This is a genomic window from Pseudomonas pudica (assembly GCF_015680405.1).
GTDB classification, from domain to species: domain Bacteria; phylum Pseudomonadota; class Gammaproteobacteria; order Pseudomonadales; family Pseudomonadaceae; genus Aquipseudomonas; species Aquipseudomonas pudica.
Genome location: NZ_JADLJS010000019.1, coordinates 50203 through 64133 on the forward strand (window position 1 = coordinate 50203; position 13931 = coordinate 64133).

The 13931-nt window shown below is 56.8% G+C and carries 19 protein-coding genes; 13 read left to right on the plus strand and 6 right to left on the minus strand.

Annotated features, from left to right (window positions below):
- The first annotated feature begins 5 nt into the window (after positions 1-5).
- Together IRZ77_RS15115 and IRZ77_RS15120 are read left to right on the plus strand one after the other, a co-directional pair.
- On the plus strand, positions 6-590 hold the full coding sequence (locus tag IRZ77_RS15115; protein ID WP_196173834.1) for a tail fiber assembly protein: 585 nt from the start codon (positions 6-8) through the stop codon (positions 588-590).
- Between the two features lie 60 nt (positions 591-650).
- Positions 651-869: a hypothetical protein gene (locus tag IRZ77_RS15120; protein WP_108479904.1), complete on the plus strand. Its 219-nt coding sequence runs from the start codon at positions 651-653 to the stop codon at positions 867-869.
- Between the two features lie 24 nt (positions 870-893).
- On the opposite strand, the gene IRZ77_RS15125 is transcribed toward IRZ77_RS15120, so the two are convergent.
- Both IRZ77_RS15125 and IRZ77_RS27105 read right to left on the minus strand, forming a co-directional pair.
- On the minus strand, positions 894-2915 hold the full coding sequence (locus IRZ77_RS15125) for an acyltransferase family protein (RefSeq protein ID WP_196173835.1): 2022 nt from the start codon (positions 2913-2915) through the stop codon (positions 894-896).
- A 146-nt stretch (positions 2916-3061) separates the two neighbouring features.
- Positions 3062-3187: a hypothetical protein gene (locus IRZ77_RS27105; RefSeq protein WP_258229905.1), complete on the minus strand. Its 126-nt coding sequence runs from the start codon at positions 3185-3187 to the stop codon at positions 3062-3064.
- 122 nt (positions 3188-3309) lie between these two features.
- Between IRZ77_RS27105 and IRZ77_RS15130 the strand changes: the two genes are divergently transcribed.
- From IRZ77_RS15130 to IRZ77_RS26960, 5 genes are all read left to right on the plus strand, one after another.
- Entirely contained in the window at positions 3310-3798 is a 489-nt protein-coding gene (locus IRZ77_RS15130; protein WP_196173836.1) for a glycoside hydrolase family 24 protein, read from the plus strand.
- Complete coding sequence (locus IRZ77_RS15135; RefSeq protein WP_108479901.1) at positions 3795-4328, plus strand: DUF2514 family protein; 534 nt, start codon at positions 3795-3797, stop codon at positions 4326-4328. The genes IRZ77_RS15130 and IRZ77_RS15135 overlap by 4 nt, the downstream gene beginning before the upstream one ends.
- Positions 4329-4471: 143 nt before the next feature.
- Positions 4472-4921, plus strand: coding sequence for a carboxymuconolactone decarboxylase family protein (locus IRZ77_RS15140; protein WP_019097713.1), 450 nt, complete (start codon positions 4472-4474; stop codon positions 4919-4921).
- A 171-nt stretch (positions 4922-5092) separates the two neighbouring features.
- On the plus strand, positions 5093-5302 hold the full coding sequence (locus IRZ77_RS15145; RefSeq protein ID WP_019097712.1) for a hypothetical protein: 210 nt from the start codon (positions 5093-5095) through the stop codon (positions 5300-5302).
- Between the two features lie 24 nt (positions 5303-5326).
- Entirely contained in the window at positions 5327-5533 is a 207-nt protein-coding gene (locus IRZ77_RS26960; protein WP_046615170.1) for a hypothetical protein, read from the plus strand.
- Here IRZ77_RS26960 and IRZ77_RS15150 read toward each other — a convergent pair.
- Entirely contained in the window at positions 5496-6215 is a 720-nt protein-coding gene (locus IRZ77_RS15150) for an SOS response-associated peptidase family protein (protein ID WP_196173837.1), read from the minus strand. The genes IRZ77_RS26960 and IRZ77_RS15150 overlap by 38 nt on opposite strands.
- A gap of 103 nt (positions 6216-6318) precedes the next feature.
- Here IRZ77_RS15150 and IRZ77_RS15155 point away from each other — a divergent pair, with 103 nt between their 5' ends.
- The 3 genes from IRZ77_RS15155 to IRZ77_RS15165 are packed head-to-tail and all read left to right on the plus strand — an operon-like array spanning position 6319 to position 8214.
- Entirely contained in the window at positions 6319-6747 is a 429-nt protein-coding gene (locus IRZ77_RS15155; protein ID WP_019097710.1) for a LexA family protein, read from the plus strand.
- Positions 6737-8011 carry a Y-family DNA polymerase gene (locus IRZ77_RS15160; RefSeq protein WP_153670793.1) on the plus strand — a complete coding sequence of 425 codons (1275 nt, stop codon included), beginning with the start codon at positions 6737-6739 and terminating at the stop codon, positions 8009-8011. The genes IRZ77_RS15155 and IRZ77_RS15160 overlap by 11 nt, the downstream gene beginning before the upstream one ends.
- Complete coding sequence (locus tag IRZ77_RS15165; RefSeq protein ID WP_085615073.1) at positions 8005-8214, plus strand: hypothetical protein; 210 nt, start codon at positions 8005-8007, stop codon at positions 8212-8214. Before IRZ77_RS15160 ends, IRZ77_RS15165 begins: the two co-directional genes overlap by 7 nt.
- Before the next feature lie 321 nt (positions 8215-8535).
- Here IRZ77_RS15165 and IRZ77_RS15170 read toward each other — a convergent pair whose 3' ends face one another.
- Entirely contained in the window at positions 8536-9009 is a 474-nt protein-coding gene (locus IRZ77_RS15170) for an OsmC family protein (protein WP_196173838.1), read from the minus strand.
- Positions 9010-9464: 455 nt separating this feature from the next.
- On the opposite strand from IRZ77_RS15170, the gene IRZ77_RS15175 reads away from it, so the two are divergent.
- The 3 genes from IRZ77_RS15175 to IRZ77_RS15185 are packed head-to-tail and all read left to right on the plus strand — an operon-like array spanning position 9465 to position 12327.
- Positions 9465-10331 (plus strand): class I SAM-dependent methyltransferase, encoded by an 867-nt coding sequence (locus IRZ77_RS15175; RefSeq protein WP_196173839.1) that lies wholly within the window; start codon positions 9465-9467, stop codon positions 10329-10331.
- A 32-nt stretch (positions 10332-10363) separates the two neighbouring features.
- Positions 10364-11404, plus strand: coding sequence for a MerR family transcriptional regulator (locus IRZ77_RS15180; RefSeq protein WP_153670795.1), 1041 nt, complete (start codon positions 10364-10366; stop codon positions 11402-11404).
- 23 nt (positions 11405-11427) lie between these two features.
- Entirely contained in the window at positions 11428-12327 is a 900-nt protein-coding gene (locus IRZ77_RS15185) for an alpha/beta fold hydrolase (RefSeq protein ID WP_196173840.1), read from the plus strand.
- Between the two features lie 14 nt (positions 12328-12341).
- On the opposite strand, the gene IRZ77_RS15190 is transcribed toward IRZ77_RS15185, so the two are convergent.
- Positions 12342-12656 carry a hypothetical protein gene (locus IRZ77_RS15190; RefSeq protein ID WP_153670797.1) on the minus strand — a complete coding sequence of 105 codons (315 nt, stop codon included), beginning with the start codon at positions 12654-12656 and terminating at the stop codon, positions 12342-12344.
- Positions 12657-12682: 26 nt separating this feature from the next.
- Positions 12683-13639 (minus strand): non-homologous end-joining DNA ligase, encoded by a 957-nt coding sequence (ligD, locus tag IRZ77_RS15195; protein ID WP_196173841.1) that lies wholly within the window; start codon positions 13637-13639, stop codon positions 12683-12685.
- Between the last annotated feature and the right edge of the window lie 292 nt (positions 13640-13931).

Sequence of the window (13931 nt, forward strand, 5' to 3'; positions counted from 1 at the left end):
CATTCATGATCATCAAACTTACACCCCAGGAAATGTACCCGCCGCAGCAGCTCGCTGTATGGAAGAACGGCGAGCAGCTCAACATCAACGGTTTGACGATTGACTTGGCCAACTTGGTGGACGGGGCTTCACTGCCGGCCAACGCTATCGGCTCGGCATGGGTAGCTGGGCCCATCCAGCGTGTTGGCGGACAAGTGGTGCTGACTCTTTTCTTCCCGAATAGTCCTGAGTCAACCGAAGCCGAGCGCTTCCCTCGCGACCTGGTAGATGTTCCCGACGGGCGCGTCGCTCTGCCCGGCAAGGCGGTCGAGGAACATTTCCCGACCCTTGGCTTCGCTCAGATCGACTGGAGCCTGATGCAGACCCCAGCCCAACAGGCTGAGGCGCTGGCGCTCACGACTATTGCCCAGCTCCGCAGGGAAGCTGACCAGGCCGTAGCGCCGTTGGCCGATGCCGTGGCCCTGGGGATGGCCAGCGAGGCGGAGGCGAAAAAACTCACGGACTGGCAACGGTTCCGCGTACTGCTCAACCGAGTGCCAGAACAGGCTGGCTGGCCGACTGATATCGACTGGCCTGTACCACCGGCCTGACTCGCAGCAACACCCAACTCAACCGCCGCCTGGCGGTATTTTTTTGCCCGGAGAAAACCCATGCCTTTCATCGTCATCAACAGCAGCAACAACTTTGACCCGATCCACCAGAACGAGTACGCGACCGAGCAGGTGGCGGATGCCGCAGCCCGCAAGCTGCTGGAGGAGCAGCCAACTGCAATCGTCCGCACCGCACAGGTACTAAAGCGCTATTCCGCCAAGGTCACCGTGTCCGTGGAGGAGGCTGCAGAGCAGCCAGTACAAGAGGTCGTTGAATGAGTACTCCAGTAATAGAAGTTATTGCTACGTTCCATTAGAGCGACGAATGGCTTGGGTGTTTTCCAATCCCGCAAGCGGGTTTCCAAACCTCTTCAAATACTCTTCCCCAATTTTTTCGGCTCCTACGGCATTTAGATGCGAGCCGTCGTTGCGGAAGATTATTTTTCCGCCGACAACTGCATTGCATCTACCTGAGTCGCAAAGGACATTGTTCGGATCAATCAGAATGACTTGCGGGAATTTGGCTTTGATTTTATATTCTATGCGGTCTGTATCGGCCTGTACGGGCTTGTACGTTTCATCAATGATTGCGTGTCGTAACTTCTCCTCGCGCAGTCGATTAACTTCAGTCTTTCCAATTTCGGCGTATGGCTGAACTAGGATTATAACTATTACGCCGGCGTCTAGGTATTTTTTTATTGTGTCGAACTGCAATTCATCGATACGGTCGTTCACGTCTTCGTATGATCCGTTATGGACTCGAAATCTTGTCTGCCAAGTTGCGTAGTTGTTCCAGAAGTTAGAAATTATTACAAGTTTTTTTGATTTGGCCAGTTCAAATCTCGCAGTGTTGTAGTCGGAGATTTTTTTCCATTCTTCCTGAGGGAGTTTGTTTAGCGAGTCATTGGTAAAAACGTCTGGGATTGCTGGTGTAGAGCCCGCTGTGGTGTCATGGATCATTAAGCCTGCGTCCCGAGCAAGCACGTCTACAAACTGTGCGTAAGCATTGGCAAATGAATCGCCGATCAGTAGTCCGTCAACTTCACTCTTTGATACGCCTAGGTGACACTGTTCGTAGTTTCCGACCAATAACAAGCTAATGCATTGCGCTCTTTGTACGTGTGAGGTGTTCTTATCCTCCAGTTCAGAGATCAACTCGCCAGATCGCGACCTGAAGCCGTCATTCTTGAAGATTGCGTACGCCCCGGTGCATACCAGTAGCGCGGGGATGAGATACATTGGTATTGCGACGCTGGCGAATCTCTTGGCTTTAATGGATCTGAATGGGGTCTCAATGAAATGGTAGCTGAAGCACGACGCTGTAAATGCGGTAAATATAAGGATCCAGGCGTTCGCTGTGGTAAGTTCAATTCCGCGGTATTGAGCGAGCACCAATATTGGCCAGTGCCACAAATAGAAGGAATAGGATACTTTCCCAATGTAACGAATAGGCGGTAGCGTAAGGTACCGCAGTCCTATGTGGTTGGTTGTGATGAATCCACTCGCTATCATCATCGCCGTACCGATGCAAACTGGAAGCGCATATAAGCCTGGGAACGGACTCGAATTGTCCAGCGCAAATGCGCTACCGATTATCAGTAGCAGACCAGCCAATGCGGCGGTCGCTCCTGGTCTCATCGTTTTCGCCACGCGGTGCTGGTAAAGGGCTAAAAGGGCTCCAATCATCAATTCAAAAAAGCGGAATGGCAGAAGGAGGTAGGCAGCATTTTTATGATTGATTGCGTAGTAGTGGGACGCTGTAAGAGATGCCAGCAGGATGGCTGCCACGGCATAGCGGGCTGCACGCTTGCTATCAATCCATGAAAGCGCAAGCAGCAGCACAGGCCACACGATATAGAATTGCTCCTCAACCGCGATCGACCATGTATGCAAAAGCGGCTCGCTAGCAGCATTACCGAAATAACCAGTGCCGTTAAAGAAGTAGACGTTGCTCAAGGCTACGAGTGAGGTCACTGCGCTCTTAGCATAGGAAATCATGTCATCAGGCAGCAGGTACAAACCTGCATAGAGGGTGGTACATGCCAGCAAGAAGAAATAAGCTGGCATCAACCGCTTTATTCTGCGGACGTAGAAGGAGCGGAATGTGAAGGTTCGATCCAGAATTTCGCGTCGAAGTATAGCTGTGATCAGATAGCCCGAAATAACGAAGAAAACATCGACCCCGACGAATCCGCCGGGCACCGGGAGACCTGCGTGGTATAGCACCACCAACAGGACCGCTATGGCTCTGAGGCCGTCGATATCTGCCCGGTAGCCATTCCCCTCTGAATGGACATCCCTTCGCAGAACTTGGGACTTTATCATTGTACTTGTCATTGTTGTCGCGACCCTATTAAGCAACTGAACCGTTGACCTAGCGACAGCAATAATAGCTAAAAGGCATTGCTGGTGTATCCAGTCCATCTGGATCCCTTAGGATCTTATGCCAAGGCGTAGCGTGTGGCGCGAAGCTAGGAGTCGTTGCTCAAGGCATCGCCAGCCGGGTAGAGATGGCGAACGTCAACGCTGGCGCTGGCGACGAATGCGCACTTCTCTGAGCGGTTGGCCTCGGCACGTCCGCCGGCGTAATGTTGCATCCGAATGACTATGGTCACTCCCTGTACGCGCAGAAGATATTCGAGATGTACAAGCAGAACTGATCCTCATACCAAATTCACACAGCCCGCCTAGCGCGGGCTTTTTTGTGCCTGGAGAAAACATGGCCAGACTCACCGAAACCCAGGCCGGAGGCGTGAACGTGCTCCGGTTTCTGGACCTGATCGCATTCTCTGAAGGCACCTCAACCGTCAGAGTAAGCGACGACGGGTACAACGTTCTGTACGGCGGCGGCCTGTTTCAGGGCTATGCGGACCACCCGCGGCGCAAGCTGACATTCCCCATCAACGGCAAGCCTGTGACCAGCACGGCTGCCGGCCGGTACCAGCTGCTCGAACGTTACTGGGATGCGTACCGGGTCAGCCTTCGCTTAGCGGGCGGCTTCACGCCGGAGAACCAAGACCGCATCGCGCTGCAGCAGATCCGCGAGCAGCGAGCCCTGGACGACATCAAGGCAGGCCGCATCGAGCAGGCGATCGCCAAGTGCTCGAACATTTGGGCCAGTTTCCCTGGCAACAGCTACGGCCAAAACCCGCACCGCCTGGAAAAGCTGCTGGATCAGTGGCCGAAGCTGGGTGGGGTGCTGGCGTGAACAGCGCGGTACCAGCCTGGTGCTGGTGGCTCCTCGCACTGGTACTGGTCGCCGGTGGCCAGCAGTACCGGGTGGTGGTTGCTGACGGGGCTGCGGCTGATGCGCGCGCGGAAACTGCGCGGTCCGAGAAGGTCTTGGCCGACTACCGCCTGGAGGTGGCCGAGCGTGACCGGCGCGCCGCTGCCCAGGCCAGAACCGAAGAACAGCGCCGCCAAGCCGTGGCGGACGAGGAGGGTGAGAGTGCGCGTAAGAAACTGGAACTGGCCCAAGACCGCGCCGATGCTGCTGAGTCTGCTGCTGGTGGGCTGCGCGGTGAGATCGCCCGACTGCGGGCCGGTCACCGAGCCACCTGCGACACCATCGCTGCCCAGCAGCGCCAAGCAGGAACCTCTGCCGTCGTGGTGCTCGGGGGATTGCTTGAAGAAGCTGACCGAATGGCGGGAGACCTCGCGACGGCGCTTGAGCGAAGCCGAATAGCCGGCCTGGCATGCGAGGCGGTGATCGACGGTTTTGGAAAGTTCTCTCCATAGCAAGGAAGCAGGGAAGCAGGGAGGCAGAAAAGCGCCCTAGCCACCTATTGGAACCCAGAAATTACAGCGGATTGGACCCATGAGCCGAGCCGCGTACGCAATAAAATGCGTCTGTGTTTTACGAAAGCGCTTATGGAGTATGTATGACTCGTATGAATTGGTTTGAAAAGTCTCCCGGTGCAGCAAAAGCGCTGACCGGGTTACACCACTATGTAACCACCGGAACGAATCTACCTCCGGAGTTGATACATCTGGTCTTCCTTCGAGTATCACAGATCAATGGTTGCGCGTTCTGCATCGATCTTCACTCTCGCGACTTGATCAAAGGCCGCATGTCAGTTGACAAGGTGCTGCTAGTCGCGGTTTGGCATGAGGCGGAACACTTATTCTCTGATCTAGAGCGCGCTGCATTGAAGTGGGCAGAAGAGGTGACCAATGTGGGAGAAACCCATGTTTCGGACGAGGCCTACGCTGCCGCCTCCGCGGTCTTCAACGAGCGAGACTTGGTAGATTTGACTGCCACGATTGCTGCAATGAACGCTTTCAACAGGATGGGGGTTACGTTCAGACTCAAGCCTGCCGCGAAGGCGTAGCTGTCAACCGCCTAACCCTGCTAAGGAAGTCGCCAAGGTGGAGCTCGGTTTTCCGCCTTATCGGGGTGTGAAGTCAGGGTCAATTGTCGCCGCATCGCCTCGATCCACTGAATAGCGGGCACTGGGGCGAAGCGGCCTATAATGCACTGACTTCCACCAAAGGATTAATCCGTGAAAAGAACGCTGGAAGGGATGGCGCTCGCTGGTGAGCCCTTGCTACTGAAAGCTCTGGAAGCGGTCCGGGCCCATCGTGATGCGGAAACAGGTGGCGCGCCGCCTGAAGAGGTCGAGCGCCTACGCCTGTTGGCGGATTCGCTATACCAAGCGGTTATCGATTACCAGTTAATCCAAGCAGGTCGGGCACCGGCTACCATTCAGTGATGGCCTTCTTAGGATGGAACCCCGATGAAGTGTAAGCCGCCGATCCTTTACCCTGACCATCCCATGTACACCAACGCCGTGGACGCTATGAAGCGTTATCACGAGGCCCAGGCTTCGGGTGAGCCGGCGGAAGAGGTGGAGCGTCTGCGGCTAATTGCCGAATCGCAGTTCCAGGCGGTAACCGACTACCAGCTCAGAGCTCTAGGTCGCCCTGGCGGTTCTGTTCACTGACCGGCTCAATCAGCTCATGGCCTTGGTTCTTAACATTCCCCACCGCCTTGCCAACTCGAAACCATCGGAAGTCTCGTGCCGGCCGGCATCCAACCTCGACAATAGCTTCCAAGCGTTCGCCTGATGTGGCTGGATCCAGCCATTCCCTCGCGGTTTCAGGCGAGAGCACCAGGGGTTTTCTGTCGTGGATGTCGACCAGGCCGTGATCAGCAGCGGCTGTGATGACAACAAATCCATCCCGCTCATCTGGCTCCAGACCCTGATGTACTTCTGCGAGCGCGGCAAAAAATAGAGGTCCGCCATCGGCGCTCGTGATGTAGTACGGCTGCTTTCGCTTGGGGTCTGCAGGGTCTGGAACCCATTCGAACCAGCCATTTGCCGGCGCCAAAGCTCTCCCGTTCGGCCACAGAGCCTTGAAGAATTTTCCCATCACCACGGTCTCGGCCCGAGCATTGATCGGGTCCGGGCGTTTCCCCTTCGCCCAGAAAGGCGACCATCCCCACTTGACTCTATCCACACTCAGCCCCTCGTCTACTCTGCGGATTACCTCGACCCGGGTCGAAGGCGCCACATTGAAACGACTGATGGGTTCATGGTCGTACCCATTGATCACCACCAGGTCCAGCGATAGCTGGCGCAGGTAGTGATCCATCGACTCATAGATCGAGTATCGTCCGCACATATTTCCCCCTCTCGCCCGTCAGAATTTTCACCGTCCAGGATTGACCGGGCAGCCGATGCCGGATTTACTGTATATGCATACAGTCTGCTTCGGACCTTCCACCATGACTATCACTTTCTTAGGTACGCCAACTGGCGGTACCGAACTGCTCCCGTTGTATTCGTTTCGCGTGCCGGCCGGGTTTCCATCGCCTGCTGCGGACCACCTGGAAGGCCATATTTCCCTTGATGAGTTATTCGACCTCCGCGCGCCCCATGTGTATCTAGTGAAAGTCGAAGGCGACAGCATGCAAGGGGCAGGCATCTATTCCGGGGATATCGTCATCGTCGATCGCGGCCGCGAGGCTGAACACGGCGATGTGGTGATTGCCGCGGTTAACAGCGAGCCAGTTTGCAAGCGCCTGCACCGCCGCGATGGGGTGGTCATCCTGAAGTCCGAGAACCCGGCATATCCGCCGCGGTACATCATGGAAGGCGACGAGCTCGTGATATGGGGCGTTGTGCGTTACAGCGTTCGTGACCATGCGCAGTGATCAGGTGTTTGCACTGATCGACTGCAACTCGTTCTACGCGAGCTGCGAGCGCGTGTTTCGCCCGGACCTGGCCAAGACCCCGATCGTCGTGTTGAGCAACAACGACGGCTGCGTGATTGCCAGATCCTACGACGCTAAGCCATTTGTGAAGATGGGCGAGCCGTTTTTCCAGGCGAAGGACAAGCTGCGCCGACACGGCATCATGGCTTTCAGCAGCAACTATGCGCTCTACGGCGACATGAGCGAGCGCGTCATGACACTGATTGAATCGATGGTGCCGGCAACAGAGGTCTACAGCATCGACGAGTGTTTCGCTGACCTCTCCGGCATTCAGGAAAACCTGTCCCAGTTCGGGCGAAAGCTGCGCTCGAGGATTTTCCAGTGCACGGGAATTCCGGTGGGCGTCGGCATTGCTTGCACGAAGACCCTCGCGAAGCTGGCCAACCATACGGCCAAGCGCCTGCAGGCACAGACGGGGGGCGTGGTCGACATCACCGATCCGTTCAAGCGCGATTGGGTATTGCGCAATACCGAGGTGAAGGAAGTGTGGGGCATTGGTCGGCGTATGACCGCTCACCTTGAATCGATGGGTATCCGCACAGCCATGGACCTGGCCAAAGCTGACGCCTGGACACTCCGCCAGAAGTTTAGCGTTGTGGTTGAAAAGACGGCCCGAGAGCTCGCTGGCACGCCATGCCTTGAACTGGACGAGGCCGAACCGCCGAAACAGGAGATCTGCTGCAGTCGGATGTTCGGAAAGCGGCTGAACGAGCTGGCGCCGATCAAACAGGCCGTGGCCACTTACGTTGGCCGCGCTGCGGAGAAACTGCGGGCTCAAGGGTCAGTTTGCAAGCGTATGCGAATCAGCATCCGTACCGGGATGTTCAATCCGGAGGAGGCGCACCACGCCCAGGGTGCGTTGGTAGAACTTCCATACCCAACCTGCGACACGCTGCTGATGACTCGACTGGCCACCGATGCAGTCGGGAGGATCTTCAGGCCTGGGTTCCGCTACAGCAAGGCCGAGGTGCTGCTGATGGACCTGCGGCAACCAGGTGAGTTTTCAGAGGATTTGTTCGCGCTCAAGCAATCGGTGGCATGTGACCGGCTCATGCAGGTGATGGATGACATCAATGAGCGCTGGGGAAGGGGGACAATGCGAGCCGCCAGCGTGCCGGCGACACCGGACTGGGGGATGAGGAGGGAGATGATGAGCCAATCCTATACAACGCGTATCGATCAACTGTGGACGGTCAAATGTTGAGCCTGCCAGCGGCCTGGCTGGCCGAACTCAATGATCAGCCCGCTCTTGTAGCCGATCCGGATGGCCGAGCCGGGGTGCTTGCTGAACTCGCGATTTCTGCGCACCGACGCGGGGACGTTGATGCGGGGCAGTTGGCCGACATGCTGGAGTTTGCCGAGGCGGCTAGGTTGTGGGCTCTGATTGAGGATGAAGTGGCAGCTTGAGCCGCTCGATGCGCCCGGCGGCTAGGGGGACGTTTGTCGCCGGTCGTGAATGGCTGCTTTCGACCCAGAGCGAACATCTGTAACCGGGGCCGCTTCGCGGCCATCGCCGGCAAGCGCGGCTCCCACAGATACAGCGCATGCCTGAAGGCTGGTGATGTTCCTGTGGGAGCTGGCTTGCCGGCGATGAGGCCTGCACTGACAACAGAGCTCTGGATCAGTGTTCGCTCCGGGTCGATAGCTGCTGTCCTCGGGTGGCTGCCATCGACCCCATGCAGACATTTAGATGTCCGGGCCGATACCGACGAAAGAGCTTTTGAGGGGTTAATTTTGATAGTCGATAACAGCCCTACATCGGATTGGGAAGTTGACCGAGTTGGCAATGAAACACTCGTGGTGAGCATCGTCATGCAAGCGCATTGCAAGATCTCTATCTGATTGACTACTAATAGTGACCTGAGGTCTTAGCTCTGCTTCCTTGAAATGGCCCTTGCGCTGGTCATCGCCTTCGATCATGCGGCCCACGGGGTGATCGACGTATTCCAATACACGGACGTTGTTGACCGCGCAAAGATGAAGATACCAGAGCTTGTGGCAGGACGAGATCGATGCCAGCAACATGTCTTCAGGGTTCCAGAATTCGGGATTACCACGAAAAGCAGGGTCGGCGGAACCAGGGATAGGCGCTTTACCTGGTGACTCGACAATGAAGTCTCTCTGGTAAGCCGTATAGCTGGCAGTACCCTCACCCGTGTTGCCTATCCAATTGATGGTGACAGCATAATTGTGTTCTCTCATCGTCACTCCTGTGTTGAAAGATGCCCGGAAGATGATCCGCTCTTCTCGCGTTGGCACTGTAATTTTGCGCGCTCAGTGTGGCTCCCAACCAGCTTCTCCTGTTTGCATTGGCGCATGCATTGTTTGCGCGGAAGCAATGCGTCCGGCCAGAGAGATAGCCTTATGGCTGGTTTGATAGTGCTTGCTGGCGTGTCTTGACGTGAAAAAGCTAACGAATTCTGAATCAGCCCTGTGCCTTGAATGTCAGCTATGGGTCGAAAGCGGACGGTGCAGATAGGAATGTTGTCTTGGCTACATGAGCCTGTTTCTCTGAGCTGAACAACTAGTTTGCCCTGGTGGCTGATCCTGATGGGCGAAAGAGTCGAACAGGAACGGGAAAACGGACTTGACCCTGACGTTACGGGAGGGTTGACCATTTCTATGGTCAACTGAAATCAATGGGATGTGATTGAAACATGAACCCGCAACCACTGCTCGATGGCATTCCCCGCCGCCAGTCAGCGCTTACCATGGCCCTTGCACGTGCGGTCCATCAACTGCTCGATGAGCCCACGCTTTTGCATGATAGACACGCGTTCGACATATTGGGCAGCAACCTGGCGCGACAAACGCTCGTTGACCCCTATGTCCACAACGCTCCCATGCTTCGAACAATGCGCGCCGCTGTGGTCGCACGCACCAGGCTTGTGGAAGACAGGGTCGTTCGCGCTATTGGCACCGGAGTTCGCCAGGTCGTGATCTTGGGAGCAGGCCTGGACACGCTGTTCCTTCGCATCCCTGACAACGTCAGATGCGTCGAACTGGATCAAGCGCAGACCCAGCAATGGAAACTTGACCGTCTGAAGGAGAGCGGCATTTCCGTTCCTTCCAACGTGGTCTTTCTGGCCGCCGACCTGGCTGAAGCCCCCTTGATGGAACTGCTCGGTAACCATGGAATTGATCCGAAGCTGCCGACCATATTCAGCTGCTTGGGCGTGCTTCCTTACCTGGAAACCTCAGTCGTTTCGGCGATCATCCGCCAGGTTTCCCTTTATTCTTCCCAGAGCGAGATTGTGTTCGATGCCCGCATCTCGCGCGAGTTTCTGTCACCGGTAGAGCAATGGATGGAAGAGATGGCTGCGCGGTCTTTCGCGGCCGCAGGGGAGCCTTGGCTAAGCGCGTTTGATCCCGCTCAATTAATGGAGATGCTCCTTTGTAACGGGTTCTGCGATGTGGAATGCCTGGATGCGGAAGCCATTAACGCACGCTACTTCATGCGTCGACGAGATGGGCTCCAGGCCGTGGATGGTGGCTTGCGCCTGTTCACCGCAACTGTAGGCTAATGTGCATTGAATTGGCGTGAGGGGACATTGCCGTGCAGCTAAAAGTCGGCGAACTTGCCAAGCGGGCGGGGCTTTCGGTACGCACATTGCACCACTATGACAACCTCGGGCTGCTTGAACCGTCAGTTCGCTCCGATGCCGGTTATCGGCTTTACGGAGCGGCAGACATCCAACGGCTCAACAAAATCCTGGCGCTTCGCGAGCTGGGCATTTCTCTGGGTGAAATCCGCCAGATCCTGTGTGAAGGAACACTTTCAACCCCGGCCATTCTTTCTGCGCAGCTGATCCGTGTCGATGCCGAGATAGCGCATCAGCAGAGGCTTCGCACCCGTCTGGAACGTTTGCAACGGGCACTACTTGAAGAAGACCTGTCGGAGGCGGGTTGCCTCAATACGCTGGAAGCGATGGCGTTCTATCGCCACCATCTCAGTGAAGATGATCTCAGTCTGCCCTTGCTTGGAGCTAACGGAAGATTTGCGGCTCCTTGGCAGAAGCGTATTGATGGCCTCAGGGCATTGTTTGAAAAGGGAGTGTCTCCACGCGCGTCGGCTGCTCGCCGTGCGGCACGCGATTGGATAGCGCTGGTGGAAAAAGACACGCGGTCAAACGCTGGAATGTTCGTGCGCGTGGACAATCTGCTCACTTCGCGCGGGGAGGACCTGTTTAATACGGGGTTTTCTCCACAGCTTGGAGAGTACATCCTGAAGGCGTTCTGCGAGCACCGCCTGCTGATCTATCGCAAGCATTTGAGCCCCAACGCCTATCAACACCTGCGGCGCACTTACATCGGCGTGATGCGGGAGTGGCCAGGCCTGCTTGATAGCCTGGAAGTCCTGCGCAACGCTCATTGTCCAGCCACGAGCGCCGAGGTGCAGCTGATCGCAAGGTCGTGGCTGGCCATGCGGCACAAGCTGGCACTGGACGACGCCGCACTCCAGGCCATACGCCGTGCAGAGGAGTCCGAAGAAGAATTGCGCGTCGGTACCTGGCTCCATCCCTGTCTGCTGAAGTTTCTTGAAAAGGCCGTCGCTTCGGTTTCTGAAAGCGCGAATGTCCAGGCGCCCGGCGCATGATGAATACACTAAAACCATAGATTATGTTTTCGAAATATCCTTTACGTCCAGGCATCGAATCGCAGGCAACAGGTCCCGTTATCCAGTTCTGCGAAGCGCGTGGTATCCCGTACACTCATTTTGGTGAAAAGCCGCCGGAAGTCGTTGTGATTAACGGTGGACAAGGATTTGTGCGGCAGCAGACGCCTCGCCGTCAGCGCAGGGATTGTCGGCGAATTGCCCGAATTCTGCCTGCAGATACTTCGTTCGTCTTGCTTGGGTATCCCGATGCAGTACCAGGTGCGACCTTGGAGATACTTGCGGAACGTATGGCGGAGCTGGTCGCTCGACGATTTGGGCCCATTATCCTGGTCGGTATATCATTCGGGGGCATCCTGGCATTGCGCCTCGCTTCTCGGAACGCTGCCCTTGTCCGCAGGCTCATTCTTGTTTCAAGCGCTCACGAGCTTGGTGAAACCGGCAGGGGGTTGGTTCGTCAGCAAGTGTCCCATGTCCTGGCTCAAGATTACGTTGCATTGATGGAGAGTTTCACCACTGTCTTTCGGCGCCCATGGCGAAACGCCTTGCTACGCGCGGCACTTTGGCTTGGTCGTAAGCTACTGGCTCAGCATATGGGGAATACCCAAACGATTGTTCGTTACCTGAATGCTTTATTGGAATGTTCCGGCGAGCGTGCAGATTGGCTGAACAGCATCGAGGCACAGACTTTGGTTATTGGCGGGGAGGATGACCAGTTCTTCGGAGAAGGCGCGATGAAGCGAACAGCCGATCGAATAGCAGGTTCGACGCTGCATCTGATCGAAGGAGAACAGCACATGATGATGGTTGAGTGTTCGGGCATTGTCGCACGCGCCATTGCCAACTGGCTTGCTGATGCTCAAGGTGCTCCATCGATAAAGGCAAAAGATGGTGTTGAACCGTAAGCCCAGCGTCTCGGTCACTTGTGCTTCGGGAAAAGGGCGGAAAGAATTTGCCACCTTTTCATTGAATCGGCAGGGCAGGGCGCCCATAACTCTTCTTCGATGAACTCGGCGTATCGGTCGACAACTTCTGCGCAGCCGTTCATGCCCAGGTCATGGGGTGTACCGTCTGGATCGAGCCACTGACCGGAGACCACACGGAACTCTAACTCCCTGTAGCCATGGGTGTCCCAGTCGCTCGACCAGGCGCCGGTCTTCGACTGCTCGTCAACGAGGTCGGTGATCTCGCATTGCAGCACACTGGCCTCCGCTTCAACCAACACCTCGTACACAATGCCTCCTAGGGCATTCGCCCCGCCTACTGCGGCTCCATGTCGCTCTCCAAACTGATGCCCGCAGCCGGCTTGTCGTCTCGCAATGCGACAAACACGGCGTGGCGCACCTTGCCGCTCGGCGTGATCTCTGAAAACTTCACCTCGCACACCTGCTCAGGGGCAACCCACACAACGGTCAGACCTTTTTCCAGCTTGGGTGGATGTGCCAGGGCCGGGGCCGTCTGGGCCAGAGTGCCAAGCCGCGACCTCAAATCGTCCAGGGTGGTCCCGCTGAATCCGGACTTTACCCGGCCCGCATACACCAGGCGCCCATCGTCATCATGCAGGCCCAGCAGCAGGGAACCGATGCCGGCGGATGACCGGGTGTAACCCACGATGATGAACTCCTGCCGGTTTCCGCACTTGAGCTTCACCCAGCTCCCATCGCGCACGCCGCTGTACCGACTGCCGTCCCGCTTGCCGACTATGCCCTCTAGCTTTAGGCGGCAGGCATTGGCCAGCAGCTGGGCAGGGTCAGCGTCGAGCGTGTCGGAGAGACGCACCAGGTCAAGCGGGGAGTCGTCGAGGAGGTCGGTTAAGGTCTGGCGCCTTTTCTCCACCGGCTCGCCGCGAAGATCCACGCCATTCAGGTAGGGCAGGTCAAAAACTACATACACCAGGTGGTCGGTATTCCGGGTGGCGAAGGCAGACTGCAGCGCCTGGAACGCCGGCCGGCCATCGTCATCCTGAACAACCACCTCGCCGTCGAGCCAGGCCGAATGCACAGCCAACCGGGCCAGGTCCGCGGCCAGCAGCGGCATACGGTCTGTCCAGTCGTAACCGTTCTTGGTGAACAGCTGGACCGAGCCATCGATCCTGGCCAGCATCCGGTATCCGTCATACTTGATCTCGTACCGCCAGGCGCCGGCGGGTGGCCGGCTGACCAGCGTAACGAGCTGCGGCGCGATCCGTTCAGGGCACGGTACCGTAGGGGGCTGCATGACGGCCACCTCTCAGGCTCGGGTTGTTTCCGATGGAGTTTGCCGGGCAGGAAAGGTGCCTTCGACCCGACAAGAAGTGAGCAACTACACAAAGGAAGGGAGTCGTTCGGCAGAACGCCGGGGAAGGTTGGTTCGGGGCGCCGAAGCTGGCCGAACCATGGTAGACAGGCTCGATTCGCAGGCCGCATTGGTCGCGGCCTGCGGTCGATTATTTCCGCTACTGCTGCAGTACTGGGTGCGTAATTTTTCCCCAAAATGCATCCGTAAACGCCTGATTCTATTGTATCCGCTT

Coding starts and splice junctions, on each gene's coding strand:
- IRZ77_RS15115 (WP_196173834.1), top strand. CDS start 6: ATGATCATCAAACTTACACCCCAGGAAATGTACCCGCCGCAGCAGCTC.
- IRZ77_RS15120 (WP_108479904.1), top strand. CDS start 651: ATGCCTTTCATCGTCATCAACAGCAGCAACAACTTTGACCCGATCCAC.
- IRZ77_RS15125 (WP_196173835.1), bottom strand. CDS start 2,915: ATGATAAAGTCCCAAGTTCTGCGAAGGGATGTCCATTCAGAGGGGAAT.
- IRZ77_RS27105 (WP_258229905.1), bottom strand. CDS start 3,187: ATGCAACATTACGCCGGCGGACGTGCCGAGGCCAACCGCTCAGAGAAG.
- IRZ77_RS15130 (WP_196173836.1), top strand. CDS start 3,310: ATGGCCAGACTCACCGAAACCCAGGCCGGAGGCGTGAACGTGCTCCGG.
- IRZ77_RS15140 (WP_019097713.1), top strand. CDS start 4,472: ATGACTCGTATGAATTGGTTTGAAAAGTCTCCCGGTGCAGCAAAAGCG.
- IRZ77_RS26960 (WP_046615170.1), top strand. CDS start 5,327: ATGAAGTGTAAGCCGCCGATCCTTTACCCTGACCATCCCATGTACACC.
- IRZ77_RS15150 (WP_196173837.1), bottom strand. CDS start 6,215: ATGTGCGGACGATACTCGATCTATGAGTCGATGGATCACTACCTGCGC.
- IRZ77_RS15155 (WP_019097710.1), top strand. CDS start 6,319: ATGACTATCACTTTCTTAGGTACGCCAACTGGCGGTACCGAACTGCTC.
- IRZ77_RS15160 (WP_153670793.1), top strand. CDS start 6,737: ATGCGCAGTGATCAGGTGTTTGCACTGATCGACTGCAACTCGTTCTAC.
- IRZ77_RS15165 (WP_085615073.1), top strand. CDS start 8,005: ATGTTGAGCCTGCCAGCGGCCTGGCTGGCCGAACTCAATGATCAGCCC.
- IRZ77_RS15170 (WP_196173838.1), bottom strand. CDS start 9,009: ATGAGAGAACACAATTATGCTGTCACCATCAATTGGATAGGCAACACG.
- IRZ77_RS15175 (WP_196173839.1), top strand. CDS start 9,465: ATGAACCCGCAACCACTGCTCGATGGCATTCCCCGCCGCCAGTCAGCG.
- IRZ77_RS15185 (WP_196173840.1), top strand. CDS start 11,428: ATGTTTTCGAAATATCCTTTACGTCCAGGCATCGAATCGCAGGCAACA.
- ligD (WP_196173841.1), bottom strand. CDS start 13,639: ATGCAGCCCCCTACGGTACCGTGCCCTGAACGGATCGCGCCGCAGCTC.